Origin of the sequence: Chryseobacterium sp. ON_d1, from assembly GCF_006829085.1 — a bacterium.
Taxonomy (GTDB): Bacteria; Bacteroidota; Bacteroidia; order Flavobacteriales; family Weeksellaceae; genus Chryseobacterium.
Window position 1 is genome coordinate 22,883 of record NZ_BJTC01000018.1, and the last position, 25,198, is coordinate 48,080.

The window sequence follows — 25,198 nt, forward strand, 5'->3', positions numbered from 1 at the left end:
AAGTTACCACTATTTTTTCAATAAAAGATACAAAAATGAACTATTATTAGTTACTTTGTGTAACAATTATAAAATATAAATTTAAATATGAGCACTTCATCATTATTTAAACCGTTTCAATACAAAAATTTACAGCTTAAAAATAGAATCGTAATGGCTCCTATGACCAGAGCACAGTCTGACAATGGAGTTCCTACTCAGAATATTGCAGATTATTACGGAAGAAGAGCCGCTTCGGAGGTAGGATTGATTCTTTCTGAAGGAACTGTGATCAACAGACCGGGATCAAAAAATCTACAGAATATTCCGGATTTCTATGGAACAGAAGCTTTAAACGGCTGGAAAAATGTAATTGATACTGTACATCATAATGGAGGTAAAATGGGACCTCAGATCTGGCATGTTGGAGATACAAGAATGTCAGAGGACTATCCTCTTGTTCCTATGGAAAAAGCTTCTACGATGACCATTGAAGATATCCAGGATACCATTTCTCAGTTTGCAGCCTCTGCAAAAGCAGCAAAAGATCTTGGTTTCGACTGTATTGAAATTCATGGTGCACACGGATATCTTATCGACCAGTTTTTCTGGGAAGTAACCAATACCAGAACTGACGAATACGGTGGTAAAACTTTAAAAGAAAGAAGTCGGTTTGCTGTAGAGGTCGTAAAAGCGATCAGAGCAGCAGTAGGAGAGGATTTTACCATTATTATCCGCCTTTCACAATGGAAACAGCAGGACTATAAAACCAGACTGGCGTTCACCCCTAATGAAATGGAAGAATGGTTATTACCATTAAAAGAAGCAGGAGTAGATATTTTCCACTGTTCACAGCGTCGTTTCTGGGAGGCTGAATTTGAAGGTTCAGACTTAAATTTCGCAGGATGGGCTAAAAAGATTACCGGACAGCCAACTATTACAGTAGGTTCCGTAGGATTGAACGGAGATTTCCTTAATGCTTTTGCAGGGCAGGGAACAGAAAAATCAGATCTTACAGAGCTGATCAGAAGACTGGATAATGAAGAATTTGATCTTGTTGCTGTAGGTAGGGCTATTCTTCAGGATTACCAATGGGTACAGAAGATCAAAGACGGAAATACTGAAGCTCTTCTGGATTTTTCAGCAGAAAGTATGAGCGTTTTATTTTAATATCAGGTATGATAAGTATAGGCTTCGCAGTCAATTTTTTACCAGCATATTTTATTCACTGGCGAAGCTGAATTGCCAATCTACTGGTGTTAAATCAGCATAATTCACTTTATTTTATATTTAATTTTCACCTATTTATTAAAAAACCCGATTTCAGAAATCCTGAAATCGGGTTTTTGTTTGTTTCTACTTCCTTAGAATCTGCATCCTGTTTCTGAAGGTTCACATGTCCAGTAAGCAGGAATACCATTTTCAGCTCTGTGGCGACATGCAATAAAACCAGGTTCACATACAGGAGCATTTCCTCCTTTAATTTTCTTTAAATCAGTTTTTGTCAGTTTTCTTAGATTTTTCATGTTTAATAATTTATTGATTGTACGTGTTATTATTCAGATTGATATTTGATTGAATCTGTCAATCAATTTTAAGGACATTCCATTGTATCAGGAACACATCTCCAACGAGGTGGGATACCATTGCTGCCAGGAATATAGCAGGCTGTCGTACCTTGTGGGCAATCAGGAGCATTTCCTCCATTGATTTTCTTTAAATCAGTTTTTGTTAATTTTCTTAGATTTTTCATGTTTAATAATTTGTTGATTCATACAAATATAATATTTTTTGAAAACGAAACAATACTTTACACATGAATGTGAAATATATTCTTAAAAAGTATGTTCTGAAAATAAACCCGCTTCCGGAATTTCCGGAAGCGGGTTTTAACAGATTTAAATATCTAAAACTGTCACTAAGGTGACAGAAATGATTTCTTATAAACCAATATTCTTAGTAGGTTTCAGCTGCTTTAAGATACTTTTAGGAATAGCATTCTTGTGAACAAGAATCGCTGTTGATTTGTATTCAACATAAGGTCTTGTTACATAAATATATCCGGCAAAATCATTGGTTACTCCCCATGAGTTTTTGACCATATAATATTCTTTACCCGTCTGGTCTTTTGCCAATCCTACGATATGCATTCCGTGATCATCCGTTGTAGAAAGGTTGTTAAGGGCTTTCTGACGCATATCTTCGGTGATTGTTTTATCCTTTTTAGGCTCTGTAAACAAAGTCAGTTTGTTCTCTGCAGTAATCTGATCAAGATCCATGTCCGGAACGTAAGCTACCCCGTTTTTGTAAGAAAAATAAGGTTCAGTAACGTCCGTTGCCCAGCCTACTGAATATCCTTTAGCCACAGCATTGTCAATAATTGCAGTAAGGTCTTTCATAGGAACATTCCAATCGGAATCATGGCTCCAGTTATCAGGAATCGGAACTACAAATTTTTGAAAATAAGGATAATCTTTATAAGAAGACAGCTCTACATAATCTTCAGGATTGATTCCTACTACTTCTTTGGCAAATGTTTTCGGAGTGTAGTTTTTCCCTTCATAGGTGAAGCTGGAAGGTACTTTTCCTAAATATTCATCAAGAATAGCATCTACAGGATCCATCCAGTTATCCGTAAGTTTTCCTTTTGAGGAACTCTGAACAAGGCTGTCAAGAACCGATTTCAGTTTTCCCTGCATTTCCTTGAAGTTGTTCGTGGTTTGCCCGGCTTTTAGCCCGGTGTAAACTTCCTGAGGAACGGCTCCATACTTTTTATACATGTTAATTACGTCGTGAAGTTCTCCTCCGTCACCCCAGCTGATGGCTCCATTGTTAAGCACATATAACTTCGCCTTATCATGATAAGAGTTTCTTGCGGTAAAGATTTCAGCAAGATCTACAGGTTTTTTGCCCATTCTCTGCATTTCAGATTCAAGGAAAGAGTTTCCTGAGTAGCTCCAGCAGGTTCCTGATGACCCCTGATTCTTTACAGAAGTTGCGCCAACGTCTTTTAACGTTGTGAACTGGAAATTAGTATTTTGTGAGTGGTTGTTTTTTAACTTATTGATTAAGTCATCCTGGGCAAACATCATACTTCCTGCAGACAAAACAAAAAGTAATGATGCAATTTTAGCATTCTTCATTACTGTAAAAAGATTATTTGTATTAATAGTCGTTGATAATAGAGATTTGTTACCGAAGGAAAAGTTAAATTTGAAATGAAAAAAAGATGAAAAAAGTATAAACTCATTTATAAATTTACTTTTTACCCTTTTTACAAAAAGTTGATGATGTTTCCAACCTCCGCAAAAATTTCTGCATCTATATTCATATAACTCCTGACTATGGAACAAGAATTATTATTGGAATGCCAGCGTAACAACCGCAATGCACAGCGGAGAGTGTACGAGAAGATGGCAGGCAGACTTTACGCAGTCTGCAGACGCTATTTAAAAAATGACGAAGATATAGAAGAAGTATTGGCCGATACATTCTACAAAATCTTTACAAAAATTACCCAGCTTCAGAATGCTGAAACTTTTGAAGCATGGGCGAGAAAAATTGCAGTGAATGAGTGTCTGCAAAAGTTAAGAGCCCATAAAGGAATATTTATTTCTCTGGAAGAAAGTTCCATGAATCATTCTGAAGGAACTACGGAAAATCTTTCGCTGGAAAAAGATATCTTAAGTTTATTAAACTTCCTGCCGGAGGGCTGCAGGGCAATTTTCAACCTTTTTGCCATTGAAGGATACCCTCATAAAGAAATAGCAGCTATGCTTTCCATCAGCGAAGGGACTTCAAAATCTCAGCTCAATTTTGCAAGGAAAAAGCTGCAGGAACTTTTAGGGAATCAAAACATTTAAACTTTTACAACAATGGAAAATAATCATATAGATCAACAATTCAATGAAGCGTCCAGGCTTTCTGAAGAACCAACTGTTTTTCCTGGTTTTGAGAAAGTATGGGGGAAGATTGAAGAGAAATTAGATAAAAAAGAAGAGAAAAAGAGAACTATTCCTCTCTGGCTGCCCTATAGCATTGCTGCAAGTCTGGTAATTGGTTTAGGTGCATTTTATTTTATGAATAAGAAAGAAGCTGCAGAACCTTTAAAACCAGTAATAGCAGAGAATACAGCTTCAAGAGGTCCAATTAACCTAACAGATATTGCAAAAATAGACCGTACAATAAAAGATAATATCAGAAAAGAAGAGCTGCCTGTAACAAAATCGGTTCCTTTGGTGCATCAGGTTTCACCGGTTGTAGGAACAGATCTATACAAATCTCCACATATCTCCAATATCCCACCTGTAGAAGCTCCTGATAAAATAATACCATATTTACCCCAAATCTACAGTGATACCTTAAAGACAAAAAGTATTGATGAAGTTGTTCTAATGGGGTATTCAAAAACAGTTAAGAGCGAGATCATGTCATCTTCAACGGCTATGATTGCTTCTGCAGATAAAATTCCTGTGCATGCTCCAGCGGCCGTATCTTCATTGGCTGGAAGGGTTGCTGGAATAGAAGTAGCAGGGGGCATTAAAAGGCGTGATGAAGTAGTAATCAGAGGAGCAAAAAGTATAGATAGTCGTTCTACAAAACCTTTATATATTGTAGACGGAACTGTACTAGGTAAGGAATCTGAGTTTTTAAACACCCTGGATTCTAAAAAAATAAAAAAAATAAAAGTACTGAAAGGTTTAGAAGCTGCTGCTCTTTATGGAAGCAAAGCTAATAACGGAGTTGTTGTAATTACGACAATAGGGCTATCTGAAGAAGAAATGGAAAAACTCAAAAAAGTTTCCTCAGACAGTGCAGAAAAAATATTAAAAGACCCTGAAGAGCCCAAAAAAGAATTCCCGAAAGCAGGACAGCTGACAGCAGGAGAAGTTAATGATTTTTCTAAATGGGATTATTGGAAAGATATTGCTGTTCCTACTTTGGACCAGTATAAAAATACATGGAAATTCTTTCCAGATAAAAGAGTCTCTGTTCAATTGGTCAATAGAGACAGAAGACCTGTTACAGGTGAAAGAGTAAAGCTGTTGGATGATAAGAAAAATATTATTTGGGAAGCAGTTTCCGATAATCTGGGGAATGTAGAATTATGGATATCTCCCATGACTGATGAAAGCCCAGATTCAGGCAAATATTATTTATCCGATGCTTCAGGGCAGATAATCAGCAGTAATCTCAGAACCTTTAAAAATGGACAAAATCTGATTATCCTGGATAAGTCTTGCCAGCAAAAACGGGTATTGGATCTTGCTTTTGTAGTGGATGCTACAGGTTCTATGGGTGATGAGATTTCCTATCTTCAGTCTGAACTTTTGGATGTGTTGAAAAAAGTGGAAGGAAAGTTAAAAAATACAACGGTAAGGTATGGATCAGTTTTTTACAGAGATCAGGGAGATGAATATGTGACCCGAAAATTCGATTTTTCAGAAAAAGCGGAAAATCTTATTGGATTTATTAAAAAACAAAATGCCAGCGGTGGTGGAGATACACCGGAAGCAGTTGTTGAAGCCTTGAAAGTTTCAGTTGATGATCTGAAATGGAGTCATGAACACTCTGCCAAAATAATGTTTTTAATTCTGGATGCCCCACCACACCATTCGGAACAGAATATAAAGGATTTATATAATACAATAAAGACTGCAGCCAAGAAAGGAATTACAATTATTCCCCTGGCTGCCAGTGGTACTGATAAGCAGACAGAATACCTGATGCGGACATTTGCCTTACTTACGAATGGTACATATACATTCCTTACGGATGACAGCGGAATAGGAAACAGCCACATCAAACCCACTATAGATTCTTACGAGGTTGAAAAACTCAATGATTTATTATTAAGATTAATTCTTCAGAGAGCACTTTTACCGGAATGCGGAACAGGAATTTCAAACGATCATATCAATAAAAAAATGGAGAAAGAAATTGACAGTAATATTGATAGTAAGACGGTGATATTCCCGAACCCGACAAAAGGACTGATGCACATAAAAACAAAGAAATCAATTGAAGAACTTTTTGTGTATGATCTTGCCGGAAAAATTATTATGAGAAAAGAAAAACTGCCGGAAGGTAAGAATACAATTGATTTAACTTCTTATCCTCAGGGAATTTACCTTGTGCGTGTTTTTACTAACGATCAATGGGAAACATTTAAGGTCATTAAAAATTAATTGTTATGAAAAAAGAAATTTCCCCGGAAATTTCTTTTTTCATATTTTTAAGCATACTAATAACTGATGAAAAAGAATTATTTGCTGTTATTGCCATTTACCATTACCCTTTTACAGGCACAAAACTCACAACTCTATTACTCCGGAAAGTTTTTAACGGTTAAAAATAAAGAACAGAATTTTCTAAAGGTTTATAATAAAAACAGCGGGATTTATGAACTGACCGATGAAAAAGGGTTTGCCATTATTGCTGCCCAACCTTCTGATACTCTTGTCTGGAATCAGGGTAAAAGTACCCATGTTATTTTTGCCTATGAACTCAGGGAATTAAAAACTATTTTAGAAAGTCAGACAGAAAAGAAAAGTGTTGGAAATATTTATAGCAAAGATTATGACAGCCTGGTTTCAAAGGAAGCAAGAGATGATTTCAGTATTGAAAAGACGAAGACTCATTTAAGTAAGAAATCCCACTCTTATTTTGTACAGATAAGAAAATTACGGCAAAGAAATGACAGTATTTACACGTTAAAACGGCTTAATAACAGGACATTGCTTTTTAATGGAAGCTTTACAACATCTTTTGACATTAAAAGCAGAAATGCTGTTCCGGCCACTCAAAGCAGATATGTACAGGGAAGATCAGAGAGCGGAAGCCTTGTATGGAAAGGTCCTGAGACGAATGAAATGTTCAGCTTTGGCCCTGATATTTCTACTTTGGGTTTTAATGGATTAGCTTATGAATACGATCAGAACGGAAGACTGATCCCGTGGATTGACGGATTGCAACATGCAAAAAGATATGATAACAGCCTCTTTAAAACAACGGTAGGATACAACAACCAGCTGAATGTAAACGCTTTTATAAAAGAAGAATATAACGAGAAAATCAGACTTTCACTGAATTTGGGCCAACAGAAAAACCAGATGTATTTTATAGATCAGTTTGATGTTGCGAATACCTTTAAAGCAAAACTAAATACAGAAATGGGGGGATACTCCATCAATCTTGCATTTAATTACGAAGAAGATAAGGCAACCAATACCAATAGAATAGGGCTGTTCAATCGGGCGTATCAGAATTCATTGCTGACTCCCATTTCTTTTTCAAATGAGCAAAATACTTTTCTGAATAACGGTTTACAGAGAAGTTACAGTAAATATGCAGACAACCCTTCATTTCTTTTTGAGCAGGACAGTAAATATCGTTATCAGAAACTTGAAAGACAGTTCAGCCTTAATGCTATGAAAAACTGGGATGATTTTAAACTGAGTATCAGCCAGTCCTATGATACTAACAATATCCGGAACCTGGATCAGTATAAGCCTTCTGCTTATGGCTTCAGCAATGGTATACTGAATGAAAGGACTCAAAACAGCAGTTCATATTATTCCAATATACTGGGCTCATATACTCTGGGAAACTATGATTTTAAAAATACTTTCACTCTGAACTTTATTCTAAATGATAAAAAATCTGATGTCTATAACAGCCTGACCAGTCACCAGGATCTCTATCAGAGAACCTCACAGGATCATATTTTTAATTATAATATGGAAATTCATGATTATGACTTTGAAGCAGGTTTTAATTTTGGAAATTCATTTTATATATCCAATACTTCCCTTAAAAATAATTTTTGGCTTCCAAAGGCTAACTTTTATTTAAAATTCAGTGATATCTTCAATTGGAATAATTACAGTTTCAAATTACTGGGAAGTTACACACAGCTAAGCTCCGAACCGGAAATTACCAGATCATACGCCTCTTACGCGACCACATTGCTGAATGCAGAAAATTATAATCAGTATTTCCCGGTACTGGAAGCGGAAAGTTTCAGAGGTTTATCCAATATCAACACCAAAGAATGGAAAGTAGGAGGCAGGCTGAATATTGGGTATTATATAAGCCTGGAGGGTGAATATTTCAACAGAAAAAATACTGACGACATATTTCCTGTTTTTGAAAACAACCTGTTGAAATTGAAAAATGCAGCAGACCATACGTACAGTGGATATGAATTCAATTTTGCCTATGACAGGCTGCGCCTTGGATATGATATGTATACAACCCATAAAGTTTCATTTTTCAAATATAAAGATATCGTAGACCGTATCGCTCCCGGATATCAGAATCTGGCCGTTTCTGGATTTAAAGATATCTACAAAACATTGACAGAAGGGCAGGCTTTAGGATCTGTCATTGGAAGTTATTTTGAGAGAAATGCAGCCGGTCAGCTGATCATTGATGAGTTCGGATACCCTAAAAAAGCAGAAGGAATGAAAATGATTGCGGATCCTACACCAGATTTTGTGATGAAGTTCAATCATAGTCTGGTTTATAAAAATCTGTCTCTGGATATCAATTGGGAATGGAAAAAAGGAGGACAGCTCTGGAACGGAACACAGGCTGTTCTCGATTATTACGGACGGTCTTATGATTCAGGAGAAGAAAGAAATACTAAGAATTATGTTTTTCAGGGGGTGCATTCCAATGGAAGTGTTAATCAGATTCCCGTAGATTTTTATGACCCAAACCGGAATGTTCTGGAAAACAGATGGTCGAGGTATGGCTATCTGGGGGTAGCGGAAAGTTATATTCAAAAGGCAGATTATATAAGAATCAACAATATTTCACTTTCATCCACTTTTCCGGTTAATTATGGGAAACAGAATCTTAAACTGACTTTTTATGTGAATAATATAATGCTTTGGCAGGCTAATAAAGGAGCAGATCCCAATCAGAATTTTTATGATATGGATAACGGGAGGGGACTGGATTTTTTCAACCTTCCTTCCTTTAAAACATTCGGATGTATTGTTTCACTTAAATTTTAACTCATGAATCTCAAGTTTATCTCAATATATATCATTTTGCTGTATTTATTATTGTTATCCTTTTCTGTGAAAGGGCAGCAGTCATTTCAGGATTTTGAAAAAGAAAAAACGTATGTTCAGACCAACCATGTTTTTTATAAACCCGGTGAGGAAATGTATTTTAAAATATATGTTGTAAAAGGAAATAATAATCTTCCGGCAGAAAACAGCAAGGTGGTTAATTTTGAAATCATTGATCCGGCGGGAAGTGCTGTAAAAAAAATGAAATATGAAATTACCAATGGATATGCCGAAGGGTATTTTTATTTTTCTGAAGATATGAAAGGTGGAATCTATAAGATCAGAGCTTTTACCAACTGGATGCAGAATGAAGAAGGTAAAAATGCCTTTGAAAAAGAAATTACCCTCCAGAAAATAGTATCACCAAGAATTCTTATGAAACTGGACTTCCCTAAAAAAGGATATGGCCCTGGAGATGAGGTGACTGCCGATTTCTCGATGAGAAGCCTCAGCAATCTTCCTATTCCTTTCTATGAAGCAGATTTCACAGTAATGCATAATGGAGAAACCGTTTCAAAAGGAAAATTTATTACCGATAAAGAAGGGAAAAAACAATTGATCTTTAAGCTTCCTGAGAGGTTAAAATCTTCTGATGCCCTTTTGAACATCAAAGTGAATTTTGATGGATTTACAGAATCTGTTTCCAGAAATATCCCAGTTGTCCTGAACAATCTGGATGTGAGATTTCTGCCTGAAGGCGGAACTTTTATCAATGGAATAGAACAGAATATCGCGTTTAAAATTCTGGATGAATTTGAAAAACCTGTAGATGCTGTTCTGGCGGTTTATAACCAGAGGAATGAAAAAATAAAGGAAATTTCAGCTTATAATTTCGGAATGGGAAGTTTTCGGTTTACCCCTGAAAAAGGAGAAAGTTATTATGCAAAAATTGTGAAGCCGGAAAATATTGCCCGGACTTATACTTTTCCGGTGGCAAAAGACAACGGGCTGATTTTCAATATTCAGAATGAAAATAAAAAGCTGACTGTTACCATCATTTCAACCCAGGAAAAAGCAATTATTCTGAAAGGAAGTTTTCGTGAGAAAGAAGTCTATACTAAAGCTCTTTCTTTAAAAATTGGAAGCACCACACTCGAAATTCCTGAAAAAGATTTTCCGATGGGAATCTGCAGGTTTACAGTGCTGGAAGATAATATTCCTCTTGCAGAGCGTATTGTTTTTACCAATAAGGTAAATCAGCTGAATGTGAAAGTTAAGCCCGTAAAACAGTATTATCTGCCAAGAGAAAAAGTAATCCTGGATATTGAAACTACCAATGAAAATAATAAACCTGTTCCTGCTAATCTTGGAGTAAGTGTGGTAGATGATAAGCTATGGACCTATGCTGATGACAAACAGAATCATATCATTTCCTGGCTTCTGATGGACTCTGAATTGAAAGGGAAAATTGAAAAGCCACAGTTTTATTTTGATAAAAAAGAAGAAAAAGCAGATAAAAGCTTAGACCTTGTGATGCTGACAAATGGCTATCGCTATTTTGAGCTTATCCCGGAGGTTCTGAAAACTGATAAATACAAATACCTTCCCGAGAAGAAAAATACGATCTATGGAGTGATAGAAGATGAAAACAAAAAACCGGTAAAAGCTGATGTTTTTCTTTTGAATACAGACAACAGAAAAATTCTCAAACAGACTGTTGCAGAAAACGGGAAGTTCTATTTTTCAGATTTAAATGCGGATGATTCCTATAAAATCATTGCCAAATCTTTTCAGCCCAGGCATCAGGTTAAAATCCATATTTTATCTTATAATCTGGATATTAATCCTTTAATAAAACAGAATCTGTCTCATATAGATGTGGAAGAAATCGTACAGGAAGCTGAAAGAAAAGAGGAAATAAAGACAGAAAACAGGAATAATACCCAAACGCTGAATAAGCCAGGGCGTTCAAGATCTGATACGATTCAGAATAAAAGAATTGAAGAAGTTATAGTATTGGGCTACAGTATGAGAAAGGATAAATCAGCCATGGCTTCTTCAACAATTGCTTCTTCTATGGAAATTCAGAATGCCAGTGTAACTTCTCTGTTGAATGGGAAAGTCGCAGGAATAGTAATTAAAGGGACGGGCCAGGCAGGAGCCGGTGAGCAGATCAATATCAGAGGAAATTCTTCTATTACTAATAAAAGCCCCTTATTTATTGTAGATGGTGTTCCGGTAGAAAATTTCAATACTACTATTAATCCAAATGATATCAGCAGTGTTACTGTTCTCAAAGATGCTGCCGCTACAGCTATTTATGGAAGCCGTGCTGCCAATGGGGTAGTCATTGTAAATTCAGGTAAAAATAACAGCTCAAAAATCAATGTTGACATTACCCCGAAATCCTATCTTGCCGTAAAAGCCGTGCCATACGGAAAGCTTACTTCATACACCGGATCAAGAAAATTTGCTTATCCTGAGTATAAAACCACCAATACTTCTTATCGTTTTGATTACAGGGAAGCCCTGTACTGGAACCCAGTGGTGGAAACCGATAAGAATGGGAAGGCAACCGTGGAATTCTATAACTCAGATGCCAATACTACTTTTAGAATTATTACAGAAGGGATTGCGGCATCAGGACTTGTAGGAAGGGATGAAACAGCCTATGCGGCGCAGAGCCTTATTTCAATAGATGCCAAAATTCCTCAGTATCTGACAAGAACCGATCAGATGATGATTCCTGTTGTCCTTAAAAATAATTCCTCAGAAATCAGGAAAATGACCATGGATGTTATCGTACCCAATCATGTAAAACTGATTCATTCTGACAGCCTGATCACCTTAAAACCATTGGAATCAGGAAGATTATTTGTCAAAATACAGACTGATGAAATTGTGGATTCCAATATCCAGTTCAGCATAAGATCCGGAGATTTCAGGGAAACAATGATCCTTCCTTTTAAAGTAGAAGAGAAGGGATTCCCACATAAGTTTTCTATAATCAATAATAAAACTGAAGATATAAAAATCAATATTCCTGAATATATCAACGGGAGTCTTTATTCCTCATATTATGTGTTTGAAAACAGTGCTTTACAGCTGTTTGACAATCTGGAACAACTAAAGAAGGAACCTTATGGATGCTTTGAACAGCTTTCTTCAACAGTGTATCCTAATTTTTTTATTCTGGATTATTTAAAGTCCGGTAAAAAGATCGATACATCTACGGAGAATCTGGTGATTAAAAATATGAAAAAAGGCTTCCAGAAAATGCTGAGCTATAAAAATAGAGACGGAGGTTTCGGGTATTTCAACAGTGAAGAATCTGATGTGGCGGTATCAGCATTTGCCTTGTTGGAGTTTACGGATTTAAAGAAATATGTCAATCCGGATACCAAGCTTATTCAGGGACTTTCATCATTTATTTTATCCAGAAAAAATAGAAATGGACTGTTTGAAGTGAGAAAAGGCTATGAGTTAAAAAGGGAATATTCTGAATATTTCTGGGCCAGAAATATGTACGTTGTATATGCATTATCCAAAGTAGGCTTTAAAAATGAGATTGAAGACTCTTTTAATATAATGATGAAAAGAGCTCTGGCTACAAAGGATTCCTATCAGCTGGCTTTGCTGGCCAATGCTGCTGCTTATCTCGGAAAACAGAAAGAATATGATGAGCTGATGAAAATTATGGATAAGCAATATGAAACAAAGAATTTGAAATGCGACATCACTTTTACAGGCTCATGGTGGGGAAGGTCTGCAGAAGCGGAAACACTTTCACTATACATTATGGCACTTCAGAAAGATGAAAGCCTGAATCAGCTGAAAATAGCAGAGGCAGTAGATCAGCTTATTAATTTAAACGGATATTATGGTTTTGGTTCCACCCAGGCAACAACACTGGCAGTACAGGCACTGTCTGACTTTTTATCAAAAAATGAAAAGCTGTATGGAACAGAGAAACCTGTAATCAAGATTAATAAGGCAAATACCTCTCCCTACATCAGCCTTTCATCAGCCTATAAAGCAGGAGAAAATAATATCAGCATCTATTATCCGGCTAAAAACGGATTACCTTATAAACTGGATTATCAGTATCATACCCTTCAGGCTCCGGAAAGCAAAGACATTCCTCTTACTCTGGAAATAAAATTAAAATCAGGATTATCAAAAGTAGGAGAGACCAACAGACTGACTGTCACCGTTAAAAATAAAATAAACGGCCAGTTACCCATGACCATAGCGAAGATCGGTATTCCTGCAGGCCTGACCCTCCAGAATGCTTTGCTGAAAGACCTGATTGATAAAAAACAGATTTCCTATTATGAAATTTTTGATAATTATCTGGTGCTGTACTGGGAACATTTTAGTGCAGGAGAAATAAAAACCATCAATCTTGATCTTAAAGTGGAATTTGCGGGAACCTATACCGGGAAATCAAGTAACGTGTACCTCTATTATATGCCGGAAGCAAAATATTGGAATCAAGGGATTACAACCAGTATTGAGCCTTAATTTTATAAACTGAAACAGACATCCATTTATCCTTGTCAAGGTTTAAAACCTTGACAAGGATAAAAAAAAATCTTTTTAAATTAATTTTCAAAAATTATTGAAAGTTCAAAAAATATAATTATATTTGTTACAGGAAATTTAAAAGAAAAACAAGATGCAACTTTCAGAAGCAAAAGAAAAATACATTCAGACCTGGGGAACCTTTGCTACCAATTGGGGAATCAACCGTACCATGGCACAGGTGCATGCACTGCTTCTGGCAAGTGACAGACCACTTTCTACCGATGAAGTGATGGAACAGCTGGAGATTTCAAGAGGAAATGCCAATATGAATCTTCGCGGCCTGATCGACTGGGGGATTGTGAAAAAAGAGCTGATAAAAGGAGACAGAAAAGAATATTTCGTTGCAGAAAAAGATGTCTGGTACCTTTTCAAGCAAATTACCAAAGAACGCAGAAAAAGAGAAATTGAACCTGTCATTTCTTTTCTGGAAGAATTAAAGAATATTGACGATAAGGATTCAGAAGAAGCCAGGGAATTTATCAAGCTGATGAATGACTTCAGTTCGGTAACCGGAAAAATCAACAATATCATGGATCTGGCCATCAAAAGTGATGACCACTGGCTGGTAGGGAAGATTACCAATCTGTTGAAATAAACGAATGATTCCACACATGAAAAATCTTCTTTTATTATTTATTTCAGGCTTTTTAATAATCAGTTGCCAGAAAAATGTGAATGCCGGTTTTGACATTTATAAAGAAAATTCTGATCCTTATAATCATAAGATAAATGATTTGTATAAGATTGAAATTTACAAGGATGAAAAGATATTCAAAATTTTAGAACCTGAAAAGTGGGCCTTGTCTTTAAATTCTAATATAAAACTGGACAGCATAAAAGAAGGAAAATACTCATTTGTTTACGAAAATAATTTTGGAGAAACTATCAGAAAAGAAATAAAAGTAGATGAATCTAAAACGTACAGAATAAGAATCGCTCTTGACAGCTTGGTAAAAAAAAATAACAAATCAGTTTTTGAAAACCTAAAAGATTCAGAAGCAAAATTGGTCTTTAAATCTACAGGTTGCTTTCATCAGGAAAAAGACTCAATAACTGTTATAAATAAAAATAATCATTATTTTATCCGCCAGGAAGGTGGAAATCTAAAAGCGATAGATAGAACAACATGGGCTTATTTTGTAAAAACTGAAAATGAAATAAGGGAAATTCCGAAAGATGGTGATTGTACTACCAGAGATGTATATATTTTCTATAATAAAGGAAAATCAGACACGATTAGAGATAGCACCTGCAAGTTTTCTATCTGGTCTGCTATAAAAGAGTATCTTAAGAAAAATAAACTGCAATAATCAAAGGATGAAAATCCTTTTTTATTTCAAATAAACTTTCAGAAATTACTGAAAATATAAAATTTATAAAATGTTCAATATTGTTTCATATATACTGTTTTTAACCATCAGTTCATACATAACGATTGATGTAGGAAGAAGGTGTTACCATGAAGGAAAAGCGTATTTAAAATATCTGCTCCATGATGAAGGTCTCTGCCTGACAATTAACAGGATACTTCTTGGATGTTATTACTTGTTGAATTTAGGATATATCGCTATCAATCTTACAACCTGGAACAAAATAAACAGCCTGGAGGAAATGATAAGTATTACAGCAATGAGAGTAGGAAGTATCGTTTTAATCCTCTGTGTATTACATTATATGAACATTTTCGCGCTTTACTTTTTAAGAAATAAATTAACATTAAAATAATACTATTATGGCAGCTACAGTTTTAACCGCAACGTATAATTTTTCAGCGTACATGATCTATTTACCGATCGTAATTACCCTTACCGTATTGGTCTCCCAGTTTTTATTTAAAAATTCAAAAACATTCATGATTGATATTTTTCACCAGAAAAAAGATATTGCCATGGCAACCAATTCTCTTTTTAAAATAGGTTTTTATCTTTTAAATATTGGCTTTGCTTTATGCATCATAGAATTCTTTCAAATTGAAACCGTGGAAAGGCTGGTGGTAGCGCTGAGTAAAAAAATCGGAGGATTTTCAATATATCTGGGAATAATGATGCTTCTGAATCTGTTACTATTCCTGAAAGGACGGAGACATGCTTTGAACAAAGAAAACATAGAAAGTAATCAGACTACTGATTTTGAAAGAAACTGATTTTTTATTTGAATCCATATTTCAAAAATTACTGAAAATATAAAACAAACCATAATTATGAAAAATTTAATCATTCACTTATTCCTGATTATTTATTTCAGACGAAAAGGATCACTTTAAATAATAACTACCATGAAAACATTTACGAAATACGATTACTTTATCCAATTGATTATTCTAATAATCAGTATTGTGGGTGCTGTGATGCATTATAAAGACTGGAAATTTATAGAATTCTATTATGTGGTTGGAGGAGTGCAATTGATAAGTTATCTGATCAGGCTATTTTTAAAACTAAAACAAACATCTGAGTTCAGAGTATATGGATTAACCATCATGCCTGTCTGGATATGTCTGCTTTTGATTGACCAAAAAATCTATACTGAATTTACAATGGCTCTCATGGGTGTCTTCCTGATTCTGGCTTTGTTTTATACGCCTATAATGGCCATCCTTTATGTATATGATTGTTACAACAGTTATGAACCTTATAAATAATTACGATGAAAACACTCAAAAACCAGACCCTGATATACGACAATGAATGTCCGATGTGTAATTTCTATTCCAAAGGTTTCATAAAATGCGGAATGCTGGACGAAGACGGAAGGGAAGCATTTACGGAAATCTCAATGAGAAATAAGATCTTAATAGACTTCAACCGGGCGAAAAATGAAATTGCTTTGGTAGATCACAACAAAAATGAAGTCGTTTACGGATTAGACAGTCTGCTTGTCATCATTGGAAACTCTTTTCCATTGTTGGCAAAAATTGCTCGAAAAGGACCTCTCTATTGGTTTTTTCAAAAATTGTATTCCTTCGTTTCTTATAATAGAAAACAGATTATTCCTTCCTCAAAAGATTATACAGAACAATCTTGTGTTCCGGATTTTAACCTGAAATATAGAATAGCATACATCAGTTTTGTTGTTATTTTTTCGGCATATATCTTAAGTGAATTTTCCTTGAAGCTGGATTTTAATTTAGAACGAAATTTCTCGAGAGAATTTGCTGTTTGCCTCGGTCAGATCGCTTGGCAGAGCCTCTTTTTAAAAAGCTATCTCAAAGATAAAATCTGGGATTATCTCGGAAATATGATGACCGTTTCTTTAATCGGGACTTTACTGTTAATTCCTGCTCTGATGACCGATTTTCACCCTGTCTTTTATCTGATATACTTTGGAGCTGTAGTCTTGGTTATGTTTCTGGAACACCTGAGAAGATGCAGAATACTAAAGCTGAATCTTCTTCCTACCATCTCATGGATATTGTTCAGAATAATAGCGTTGATGATCATTATTCTTACAAACATTAAAATTTAAAATCTTAAAAAAAATGTCAACCATCTATTTAAATACTGTAATTAATGCAGACATTCACTATGTTTTTGATGTGGCAAGAAATATTGATCTGCATCAGCAGTCAACATCAAAATCACATGAAAAAGCCATTGCAGGACGTACTTCGGGACTGATTGAAGAAAATGAAACGGTAACATGGAGAGCAAAACATCTGGGCGTTTATCAAAACCTCACTACAAAAATTGTCAGCATGGAAAAGCCGTTTCAATTCGTTGATGTCATGCAGAAAGGAGCTTTCAGATCTATGCGTCACAGACATATTTTTAAATCTGTAAACGGGAAAACATTGATGACCGATATTTTTCAGTTCGAATCTCCGCTAGGTATCATTGGAGAATTATTCAATGCCATTTTTCTCAAGGGCTATCTTACAAGCTTTCTGATCAAAAGAAATGAAATGATCAAAACCTTTGCAGAATCTTCTACCCGTGACGGGATTGCAGTTTTTTAACCTAAAAACATACAGTTATGAACTTTTTAAAAGCAGAATGGAGAAAGCTGGCCATCATCAATTACGAAATTAATCCCGATATTTTATTACCATACCTGCCCAAAGGTACAGAGCTCGATTTTTATAATAGCAAATGCTATGTAAGTCTTGTGGGATTTATGTTTTTAAATACTACCCTGTTGGGGGTGTCCATTCCTTTTCACCGCAATTTTGAAGAAGTAAACCTGAGATTTTATGTAAAGAAAAAAGAAAAAGGAGTATGGAAAAGAGGTGTGGTTTTTATTAAGGAAATCGTTCCCAAACCTGCACTAAGTTTTGTTGCGAATACCATTTATAAAGAAAATTATCACACGATGCCTATGAAGAACCTCATCCATGAAAAAGAAGACGAACTGCTGATCCGGTACTCATGGAAAGATAAAAGCTGGTATTCTATTCAGATTATGGCTGAGAACAGAGCTAAACCGATGGAAGAAAATTCAGAATTTGCGTTTATCACAGAGCATTATTTTGGCTTTACAAAAAAAGAAAATACTACTTCAGAATATGAAGTATGCCACCCGAAATGGAATAGCTACACCGTAAATGACTATCAACTGAAAATTGATTTTCAAAAGATCTACGGAAATGATTTTGAAGGTTTGAATCATCAGCAGCCTGTTTCTGTAATGCTTGCCGATGGCTCAGAAATTCAAGTCAAAACCAAGAAATATATCAGCTAATAATCCATTGAGGAAAAGAACCCTATCCTCAATCATCTGTGAAAATCTGTTACATCTGCGGGAAAAAACTAACCACAAATACCGCAAAAGCTTTTTAGATACTTAAGTAAATGAAGATGATATCATTGCATTAAATAAAGTTCACATGAGTTTTTAAAAATATTTGATTTTTTTTTAAATTGTTAAAATAAAATGAAATATCAGCTACAGCCATCTGTGAAAATCTACGGTTAAAACCTTAAATCTTACCCCGAAACTTAAACTTTAAAACAATGAAAATAATCATAGCCGGAGGAACCGGGTTTCTTGGCGAAAACTTAGAAAAATACTTTACAGAAAAAGGAAATCAGGTCTGCATCCTCACCCGCAAACCTGTGCGTAAAAACGAAATCTATTGGGATGCCCAAACCATAGGTGAATGGAAAAGCAGTTTGGAAAAAGCAGATGTACTGATTAATCTTACAGGGAAATCTGTGGATTGCCGGTATCATGAGAAAAATAAAAAAGAAATCTACTCCTCAAGAATTGACAGTACAAGAATATTACAGAAAGCGGTAGATGAATGTTCTGAAAAACCCAAAATATGGTTGAATGCGAGCTCTGCAACTATTTATATTCATTCTGAACAACACCTGAACACGGAGCAAAACGGGATTATCGGAGATGACTTTTCAATGAATATCTGCAAAAGCTGGGAGAAAGAATTCTTTGCAGTTCAAAATGAAGGAATACGGAAAGTTGCGCTTCGCACATCCATTGTTCTGGGCAATAATGGTGGAGCATTTCCTAAGCTAAAAATGCTTACAAAGCTGGGGCTAGGAGGAAAACAGGGCAGAGGGAATCAGATGGTAAGCTGGATTCATATTGAAGATTTCTGTAAAGCCATAGAATGGATAATTCAGCATGAAGATATTTCAGGAGCTTTTAATATCACTGCACCCGCTTCGCTATCTAATGAAAATATGATGAAAAAACTGAGAAAAGAACTGAAAATGCCTTTTGGACTCAATGCTCCGGTGTGGCAACTGGAAATAGTCTCTGTCTTTCTGAAAACCGAAACGGAACTGCTTCTGAAAAGCCGTAATGTGTATCCTGAGAGACTCCTGAAAAGCGGATTTCAGTTTTCATATCCCGGATTTGATGAAGCAATTCTTAATCTCTTGAGATCCTAATGTTTGTGGGTTTCCCAAAGGATAATTAAATTAGCGGAAAACTATTCCATATGTTGGTGATATCCAAAATAAAACCTTTTTTCCTTTCCTCTTTTTTAATAAGTTCAGTAGTATTTTCACAGGCTCATAATGTGTCTGACGGATATCAGAAACCCACAGATCCTCTTGTTATTCAGAACCTGGACCAATGGCAGGATATGAAATTCGGACTGTTTATGCATTGGGGAACCTACAGCCAGTGGGGAATTGTTGAAAGCTGGAGCTTATGTCCTGAAGACGAATCCTGGACCCAGAGAAAGCCTGAACATGGGAACTCTTACTGTGAATATGTAAAGAATTATGAAAACCTTCAGACCACTTTCAACCCTACTCAGTTTAACCCTCAAAAATGGGCTGATGCCGTAAAAAAAGCAGGAATGAAATACGTGGTTTTTACCACCAAGCATCATGATGGTTTTGCCATGTTTGATACCCGGCAGTCAGATTATAAAATTACCTCAGCCAAAACACCATTTTCAAAAAATCCAAAATCAGATGTGACAAAGGAAATTTTTGACACTTTCCGACAGGAAGGGTTTAAAATAGGAGCTTATTTTTCAAAGCCTGACTGGCATTCCGATGATTACTGGTGGTCCTACTTTCCGCCAAAAGACAGAAATGTCAATTATGATCCCAAGAAATACCCGGAAAGATGGGAGAGCTTTAAAAAATTTACATTCAATCAATTAAATGAAATTACTTCCAATTACGGAAAAATTGATATTCTTTGGCTGGATGGGGGCTGGGTCCGTCCTTTCAACACCATAGATCCGAAAGTAGAATGGCAGCGTACCATCAAAGTAGAGCAGGATATTGACATGGACAAAATAGGAAGTATGGCCAGAAAAAATCAGCCTGGGATTATCATTGTCGACCGTACCGTTCCCGGCAAATGGGAAAACTATGTGACCCCTGAACAGGCGGTTCCGGAACAAGCTCTTTCCATTCCCTGGGAAAGCTGTATCACTATGGGGGATTCCTTTTCTTACGTTCCGGATGACCACTATAAATCTTCTCAAAAGATCATTGAAACCCTGGTTAAAATTATTTCAAGAGGAGGAAATTACCTGATGAATATTGCTCCCGGACCTAATGGTGATTATGATGCCATTGTCTATGAAAGATTACATCAGATTTCGGGATGGATGGACAAAAACGGGTCTGCTGTTTTTGCAACCAGAAGTATTGCTCCCTATCACGAAGGAAACTACTATTATACCCAAAGTAAAGACCATAAAACGGTGAATGTTTTCCATCTTAATGAACAGTCAGAATATAAGGCCCCGGCAGTGCTTACTTTCTCAGTTCCGGAAAATTTTAAACCTAAATCTTTGAAAGTACTGGGGATTTCATCAAAAATTCAATGGAAAAAAACAGAAGGAAATATCATGGAAATCAAATTACCTGAAGAAAGGAAAGCTCTGAAATATGCAACCGTCATTCAAATTATACAATAATGAGATTGTTTCGTTTTAAACTTACAGGAGCTGCATTATGGTTGAGTGTTATCTCTGTTTCCGCTCAGAAGCCTCTATATAAAGACCCCAAACAACCTGTTGAAACCCGGGTTCAGGACCTGTTGAAGAGAATGACGCCCGAAGAAAAATTCTGGCAGTGCTTTATGATTCCCGGGGATTTGGATAATGTACCGAAAGGACAATATTTTCATGGGATTTTTGGACTGCAGGTGAGTGCCGAAAATCAGGGAGGTGGAGCTGCGGGGCAGTTACTGAAATACAATGCCGGTGAAGATGCGGAAAGACTGGTAAAAAAGATCAATGCGATCCAGAAATATTTCGTTGAAGAATCGAGGTTAGGGATTCCGATTATTCCTTTTGATGAGGCTTTGCATGGGTTGGTAAGGGAAGGTACTACCGCTTTTCCACAGGCAATAGGTCTGGCTGCTACTTTCAATCCGGAACTGATGGCTCAGGTTTCAGCAGCCATTGCAAAAGAATCAAAATTAAGAGGAATCCGCCAGATTCTGACACCGGTAGTGAATCTGGCCAGTGATGTGAGGTGGGGAAGAACGGAAGAAACATATGGTGAAGATCCTTTTTTGACATCTGTAATGGGAGTCAGTTTTGTCAGTTCCTTTGAAAATATGGGAATTATTACGACACCCAAACACTTTTTAGCCAATGTAGGCGAAGGAGGAAGAGATTCTTATCCCATTCACTGGAGTAGAAGATATCTGGAAGAGACTCATTTAATCCCTTTTTATAATGCATTTACAAAAGGAAAAAGCCGGTCGGTGATGACTTCCTACAATCTGCTTGACGGAAGACCTTCAACGGCCAATCACTGGCTGCTGACAGAAAAATTAAAAAAAGACTGGAGTTTCAAAGGTTTTGTAATCAGTGATGCAAGTGCAGTGGGAGGCGCAAATGTCCTGCATTTTACGGCAAAAGATTATGATGATGCATCTGCACAGGCTATTAATGCAGGGCTTGACGTGATCTTTCAGACAGAATATAAACATTATAAGCTCTTTATCCCTCCGTTTCTGGATGGCAGAATCTCAAAAGAAAGAATTGATGATGCTGTATCAAGAGTGCTGAGAGCCAAGTTTGAACTCGGATTGTTTGAAAACCCCTATGTCTCACCTAAAGAAGTTGAAGAATTAAAAAAGCTGAATTATAAGCCGTTGGCGGAAGAGGTAGCTGCAGAATCCTTTGTATTGCTTCAGAACAATAATCATACACTTCCTGTTCCCGAAAATATAAAAAAGATTCTTATGGTGGGAACAGATGCGGTGGATGCAAGGTTAGGCGGTTATTCAGGACCGGGCAATAAAAAAGTAAATATCCTGGAAGGTCTTAAAAATTATGTAAAAAATAAAGATATTGAAATCATTTATTCAAAAGGTATCGATTGGAATATAAAAGATTTTACCACAATTTCTGATAAATATCTCTCGTCTGAAAATAAAAAAGGGTTAAAAGGAATGTATTTTTCCAACACTGATTTAAAAGGTAATCCTGCTTTTGAAAAGCAGGATGAGCAGTTCAATTTCATATGGACTTTATACTCTCCCAACCCTGAAAAGCTTCAGCCGGATCAATATAGCATCCGCTGGACCGGAAAATTGGAAGCCCCGGATTCCGGTAAATACCAACTGGGATTACGGGGGAATGACGGTTTCAGGCTATATCTTGACGGGAAGCTGGTTATTGACCAATGGGAAAAACTGAGTTATTCCACAAAAACGATCGATGTAGATTTTATAAAAGGAAAGAAATACAGCATTACAATTGAATTTCATGAAAACCGTGGTGAAGCCAATCTGGAACTGATCTGGAATTATGGGTTGCATGATTATCAGAAAGATTTTAATGAGGCTTTGAATCTCGCCCACAATGCAGATTACATCATTGTTACAGCCGGAATTCATGAAGGAGAATTTCAGGACCGTTCATCTTTAAGCCTGCCGGGAAATCAGGAAGCGTTTATTCATGAAGTTTCAAAATTAAATAAGCCAACTGCAGTTGTTTTGGTAGGAGGTTCAGCCATAAAAACAACAGCATGGAAAGATAAGGTTGGAGCGATCATGGATATTTGGTATCCGGGAGAAGAAGGTGGAAATGTAGTGGCAAAAACACTCTTCGGTGCTGAGAATCCATCCGGAAAATTGCCTCTTACTTTTCCTGTGGAAGAGGGGCAGCTGCCATTGACCTACAATCATCATCCGACGGGAAGAGGAAATGACTATTACGACCTGAGTGGTGAGCCGCTATATCCCTTTGGTTTCGGATTAAGTTATACTACTTTTGAAATCTCTGATTTACAGTTGAACAAAAGCCAGTATTCGGAGAATGAAACCATTACTGCTAAAGTAAATGTGAAAAATACAGGTTCGAAAGCAGGAAGTGAAGTTGTTCAGCTGTATGTGAAAGACCTGCTGGCTTCGGTTTCAAGGCCGGTCATTGAGCTTAAGGGATTTCAGAAAATAGAATTAAAGCCCGGAGAATCAAAATCCGTTACTATCGAAGTTCCTGTGAAACAGTTGCAGTTTCTGAATGAAAAGATGGAATGGATTGTAGAAAAAGGAACGTACAGAATTATGGTGGGAAATTCATCAAAAAATCTTCCTTTAAAACAGAATATTGAAGTTTTATAGTCATAAAAAGAGCAGAAATTTCTGCTCTTTTTGTATATATTCTGGAGATGGTCTAGTATTTTCTGGCCAGTAAAACGTTCAATAAGAATGTTCCTGCCCAGTTACTGTTATTGGTAGTGGCACCGTTCGTACCGATAAAGTCTACACGGGCCACTGAAACGGTAAGACGGGTTCTCCCAGCAGTTCCGTTATTGGCAAGACTCACAAAGGATGCTGTAAATACATCCGGGAAACTTGAGTTGTTTCCTGCAGTAAGAATAGGATACATATTGGTAACATTGAAAGGAGTACCCTGATATTCATAAACAAGGGTCATTCTGCTGGCATTGGAGTAAGCAGCTGTTTGGGCTCTGTCCACAGATGTTTTACTCACGATCCACCACCTGTCTGTTGCAGCACCTGAATCATAGCCTGCATTAGCATGATTGGTCCAGTCGGCAAGAGCTGCGGTTCCAAGTGCATGAGGAGGAATGAAGAGCTGTGTACCATAAATTTCCACGTTGCTTGGCTTGGGAAGAACCGTAAAAGATAAATCCCATGTCCCTCCGGAAGTATTGCTGTTGTTCACCACTTCGGCATAAGCGCCGGTAGGGATTACAAAAGAAGAGACAGGAGTGTTGTCAATCCTTAAGGTATTACCGCTTGATGCCTGAAGCGTAATATTATTTGGAGAAATGTTTTTAATCTTATAAATTCTCCCTGTAAAACTCGTTGTACCGGTTCCGATGACCGGGAGTGTAAAAGTGGCATCGGCTGTTCCATTATATGTGATGTAATGGTCAGTAGCCAGAATAGAATAGTTTGTGGCAGTGACCTGAGTGTAGCCTGCCCTTAATGAACCATTTACAGCGAGTGTACTGTTGGGGGTGGTAGTATTAATACCTACTTGTGCAGTTAAGGGAACTGCTCCAAAAAAGAGGATCAAGATGTATTTTTTCATATTTCTAAATTTTGGTTTCTAACAAAAATATTAAAAAAAAATGCTAAAAAATCTACTGAAAAACAATAATTTGAATGTTTTTAGATAAATCACTTTTTTAGTGATAGGAGTTATTTGCATAGTTTATTAAATAAGCCTGCATGGCACCTCCAGATCTTCTGTAAGATAATAACTGCAGCATAAGCGGTGATAGCCATCTGCAATGATCAGTTCATGCTCTCCCCGTACCAGCAGTATAGGTGAAAGCTTTTTATTTTTCTCCACTTTTTTCAGGTTTTCTTTTACATGAATATTGGTTTCCGGAAGAAGGGAAAGCTTACTGGCTCTTAAAATATCTTTCGATTTTTTTATGATAGTGGGAGCGGCCTTTAATTTTTTAACCATTTTTTGTACTTCATCGGGTTGGAAAAGTAGTTCCAGATAGTCTTGTGCTGCAGGAAAATCATGGTCTTCAGGTTCCTTCAGCCAGATACTGTCTTTGGTCAGTTGAGTTTTTTTCACAGTCTTCATAAGTGCTTATTTAAAAGATGAATAAATGTATGAAAATAGCAGGTTCCCAGCAGTATTTATTTTTTTTATTTTGATGCCTGTTTTATTTTCAACAGAAATATTGGTACGATATATGTAATATTTATAATGAACCATGATGGATTAATTAATA

21 protein-coding genes are annotated in these 25,198 nt (G+C 36.4%); 16 read left to right on the top strand and 5 right to left on the bottom strand.

Going from position 1 to position 25,198, the window contains the following annotated elements; translation table 11 throughout:
* Positions 1-87 precede the first annotated feature (87 nt).
* Positions 88-1,149, top strand: a complete 1,062-nt coding sequence (locus CRS_RS22555; protein ID WP_142726202.1) for an NADH:flavin oxidoreductase — start codon at positions 88-90, stop codon at positions 1,147-1,149.
* A gap of 194 nt (positions 1,150-1,343) precedes the next feature.
* Here the strand turns inward: CRS_RS22555 and CRS_RS24550 are convergent, their stop codons facing one another.
* The 3 genes from CRS_RS24550 to CRS_RS22560 form a co-directional block, all read right to left on the bottom strand.
* Positions 1,344-1,505 carry a hypothetical protein gene (locus CRS_RS24550; protein WP_172617138.1) on the bottom strand — a complete coding sequence of 54 codons (162 nt, stop codon included), beginning with the start codon at positions 1,503-1,505 and terminating at the stop codon, positions 1,344-1,346.
* Between the two features lie 68 nt (positions 1,506-1,573).
* Complete coding sequence (locus tag CRS_RS24555; RefSeq protein ID WP_172617139.1) at positions 1,574-1,732, bottom strand: hypothetical protein; 159 nt, start codon at positions 1,730-1,732, stop codon at positions 1,574-1,576.
* Positions 1,733-1,919: 187 nt separating this feature from the next.
* Positions 1,920-3,122, bottom strand: coding sequence for an aminopeptidase C (locus tag CRS_RS22560; RefSeq protein WP_142726203.1), 1,203 nt, complete (start codon positions 3,120-3,122; stop codon positions 1,920-1,922).
* Positions 3,123-3,323: 201 nt separating this feature from the next.
* On the opposite strand from CRS_RS22560, the gene CRS_RS22565 reads away from it, so the two are divergent.
* The 15 genes from CRS_RS22565 (at position 3,324) to CRS_RS22635 (ending at position 23,597) form a co-directional block, all read left to right on the top strand.
* Positions 3,324-3,842 carry an RNA polymerase sigma factor gene (locus tag CRS_RS22565; RefSeq protein ID WP_142726204.1) on the top strand — a complete coding sequence of 173 codons (519 nt, stop codon included), beginning with the start codon at positions 3,324-3,326 and terminating at the stop codon, positions 3,840-3,842.
* Between the two features lie 12 nt (positions 3,843-3,854).
* On the top strand, positions 3,855-6,167 hold the full coding sequence (locus CRS_RS22570) for a T9SS type A sorting domain-containing protein (RefSeq protein ID WP_142726205.1): 2,313 nt from the start codon (positions 3,855-3,857) through the stop codon (positions 6,165-6,167).
* 66 nt (positions 6,168-6,233) lie between these two features.
* A complete protein-coding gene (locus tag CRS_RS22575; RefSeq protein WP_142726206.1) occupies positions 6,234-9,002 on the top strand; it encodes a hypothetical protein in 2,769 nt (922 codons plus the stop codon).
* A 3-nt stretch (positions 9,003-9,005) separates the two neighbouring features.
* Positions 9,006-13,526, top strand: coding sequence for a TonB-dependent receptor plug domain-containing protein (locus tag CRS_RS22580; RefSeq protein ID WP_142726207.1), 4,521 nt, complete (start codon positions 9,006-9,008; stop codon positions 13,524-13,526).
* 154 nt (positions 13,527-13,680) lie between these two features.
* Positions 13,681-14,184, top strand: coding sequence for a GbsR/MarR family transcriptional regulator (locus tag CRS_RS22585; RefSeq protein ID WP_142726208.1), 504 nt, complete (start codon positions 13,681-13,683; stop codon positions 14,182-14,184).
* Between the two features lie 16 nt (positions 14,185-14,200).
* The gene (locus CRS_RS22590) at positions 14,201-14,899 is read left to right on the top strand and encodes a hypothetical protein (protein WP_142726209.1); all 699 of its coding nucleotides are present in this window, start codon (positions 14,201-14,203) and stop codon (positions 14,897-14,899) included.
* A 70-nt stretch (positions 14,900-14,969) separates the two neighbouring features.
* Entirely contained in the window at positions 14,970-15,314 is a 345-nt protein-coding gene (locus CRS_RS22595) for a hypothetical protein (RefSeq protein ID WP_142726210.1), read from the top strand.
* 7 nt (positions 15,315-15,321) lie between these two features.
* Positions 15,322-15,732: a hypothetical protein gene (locus CRS_RS22600; RefSeq protein WP_142726211.1), complete on the top strand. Its 411-nt coding sequence runs from the start codon at positions 15,322-15,324 to the stop codon at positions 15,730-15,732.
* 132 nt (positions 15,733-15,864) lie between these two features.
* Complete coding sequence (locus CRS_RS22605) at positions 15,865-16,230, top strand: hypothetical protein (protein ID WP_142726212.1); 366 nt, start codon at positions 15,865-15,867, stop codon at positions 16,228-16,230.
* Between the two features lie 5 nt (positions 16,231-16,235).
* Positions 16,236-17,054, top strand: a complete 819-nt coding sequence (locus CRS_RS22610) for a DCC1-like thiol-disulfide oxidoreductase family protein (protein WP_142726213.1) — start codon at positions 16,236-16,238, stop codon at positions 17,052-17,054.
* Between the two features lie 13 nt (positions 17,055-17,067).
* Positions 17,068-17,544, top strand: a complete 477-nt coding sequence (locus CRS_RS22615; RefSeq protein WP_142726214.1) for an SRPBCC family protein — start codon at positions 17,068-17,070, stop codon at positions 17,542-17,544.
* 17 nt (positions 17,545-17,561) lie between these two features.
* Positions 17,562-18,266 (top strand): YqjF family protein, encoded by a 705-nt coding sequence (locus CRS_RS22620; protein ID WP_142726215.1) that lies wholly within the window; start codon positions 17,562-17,564, stop codon positions 18,264-18,266.
* 272 nt (positions 18,267-18,538) lie between these two features.
* Complete coding sequence (locus CRS_RS22625) at positions 18,539-19,438, top strand: TIGR01777 family oxidoreductase (RefSeq protein WP_142726216.1); 900 nt, start codon at positions 18,539-18,541, stop codon at positions 19,436-19,438.
* 50 nt (positions 19,439-19,488) lie between these two features.
* The gene (locus CRS_RS22630; RefSeq protein ID WP_142726217.1) at positions 19,489-20,934 is read left to right on the top strand and encodes an alpha-L-fucosidase; all 1,446 of its coding nucleotides are present in this window, start codon (positions 19,489-19,491) and stop codon (positions 20,932-20,934) included.
* Complete coding sequence (locus CRS_RS22635; RefSeq protein ID WP_142726218.1) at positions 20,934-23,597, top strand: beta-glucosidase; 2,664 nt, start codon at positions 20,934-20,936, stop codon at positions 23,595-23,597. The genes CRS_RS22630 and CRS_RS22635 overlap by 1 nt, the downstream gene beginning before the upstream one ends.
* A 52-nt stretch (positions 23,598-23,649) precedes the next feature.
* Here the strand turns inward: CRS_RS22635 and CRS_RS22640 are convergent, their stop codons facing one another.
* Both CRS_RS22640 and CRS_RS22645 read right to left on the bottom strand, forming a co-directional pair.
* Positions 23,650-24,537, bottom strand: a complete 888-nt coding sequence (locus CRS_RS22640; protein ID WP_142726219.1) for a hypothetical protein — start codon at positions 24,535-24,537, stop codon at positions 23,650-23,652.
* Positions 24,538-24,663: 126 nt separating this feature from the next.
* Positions 24,664-25,047 carry a hypothetical protein gene (locus CRS_RS22645; RefSeq protein WP_142726220.1) on the bottom strand — a complete coding sequence of 128 codons (384 nt, stop codon included), beginning with the start codon at positions 25,045-25,047 and terminating at the stop codon, positions 24,664-24,666.
* Between the last annotated feature and the right edge of the window lie 151 nt (positions 25,048-25,198).

What these genes read in the sequence shown, in the direction of transcription:
- CRS_RS24555 (WP_172617139.1), bottom strand. Translation starts at nt 1,732, where the DNA reads ATGAAAAATCTAAGAAAATTAACAAAAACTGATTTAAAGAAAATCAAT.
- CRS_RS22640 (WP_142726219.1), bottom strand. Translation starts at nt 24,537, where the DNA reads ATGAAAAAATACATCTTGATCCTCTTTTTTGGAGCAGTTCCCTTAACT.
- CRS_RS22565 (WP_142726204.1), top strand. Translation starts at nt 3,324, where the DNA reads ATGGAACAAGAATTATTATTGGAATGCCAGCGTAACAACCGCAATGCA.
- CRS_RS22605 (WP_142726212.1), top strand. Translation starts at nt 15,865, where the DNA reads ATGAAAACATTTACGAAATACGATTACTTTATCCAATTGATTATTCTA.
- CRS_RS22645 (WP_142726220.1), bottom strand. Translation starts at nt 25,047, where the DNA reads ATGAAGACTGTGAAAAAAACTCAACTGACCAAAGACAGTATCTGGCTG.
- CRS_RS22610 (WP_142726213.1), top strand. Translation starts at nt 16,236, where the DNA reads ATGAAAACACTCAAAAACCAGACCCTGATATACGACAATGAATGTCCG.
- CRS_RS22580 (WP_142726207.1), top strand. Translation starts at nt 9,006, where the DNA reads ATGAATCTCAAGTTTATCTCAATATATATCATTTTGCTGTATTTATTA.
- CRS_RS24550 (WP_172617138.1), bottom strand. Translation starts at nt 1,505, where the DNA reads ATGAAAAATCTAAGAAAACTGACAAAAACTGATTTAAAGAAAATTAAA.
- CRS_RS22585 (WP_142726208.1), top strand. Translation starts at nt 13,681, where the DNA reads ATGCAACTTTCAGAAGCAAAAGAAAAATACATTCAGACCTGGGGAACC.
- CRS_RS22630 (WP_142726217.1), top strand. Translation starts at nt 19,489, where the DNA reads ATGTTGGTGATATCCAAAATAAAACCTTTTTTCCTTTCCTCTTTTTTA.
- CRS_RS22595 (WP_142726210.1), top strand. Translation starts at nt 14,970, where the DNA reads ATGTTCAATATTGTTTCATATATACTGTTTTTAACCATCAGTTCATAC.
- CRS_RS22600 (WP_142726211.1), top strand. Translation starts at nt 15,322, where the DNA reads ATGGCAGCTACAGTTTTAACCGCAACGTATAATTTTTCAGCGTACATG.
- CRS_RS22555 (WP_142726202.1), top strand. Translation starts at nt 88, where the DNA reads ATGAGCACTTCATCATTATTTAAACCGTTTCAATACAAAAATTTACAG.
- CRS_RS22625 (WP_142726216.1), top strand. Translation starts at nt 18,539, where the DNA reads ATGAAAATAATCATAGCCGGAGGAACCGGGTTTCTTGGCGAAAACTTA.
- CRS_RS22560 (WP_142726203.1), bottom strand. Translation starts at nt 3,122, where the DNA reads ATGAAGAATGCTAAAATTGCATCATTACTTTTTGTTTTGTCTGCAGGA.
- CRS_RS22620 (WP_142726215.1), top strand. Translation starts at nt 17,562, where the DNA reads ATGAACTTTTTAAAAGCAGAATGGAGAAAGCTGGCCATCATCAATTAC.
- CRS_RS22590 (WP_142726209.1), top strand. Translation starts at nt 14,201, where the DNA reads ATGAAAAATCTTCTTTTATTATTTATTTCAGGCTTTTTAATAATCAGT.
- CRS_RS22575 (WP_142726206.1), top strand. Translation starts at nt 6,234, where the DNA reads ATGAAAAAGAATTATTTGCTGTTATTGCCATTTACCATTACCCTTTTA.
- CRS_RS22570 (WP_142726205.1), top strand. Translation starts at nt 3,855, where the DNA reads ATGGAAAATAATCATATAGATCAACAATTCAATGAAGCGTCCAGGCTT.
- CRS_RS22635 (WP_142726218.1), top strand. Translation starts at nt 20,934, where the DNA reads ATGAGATTGTTTCGTTTTAAACTTACAGGAGCTGCATTATGGTTGAGT.
- CRS_RS22615 (WP_142726214.1), top strand. Translation starts at nt 17,068, where the DNA reads ATGTCAACCATCTATTTAAATACTGTAATTAATGCAGACATTCACTAT.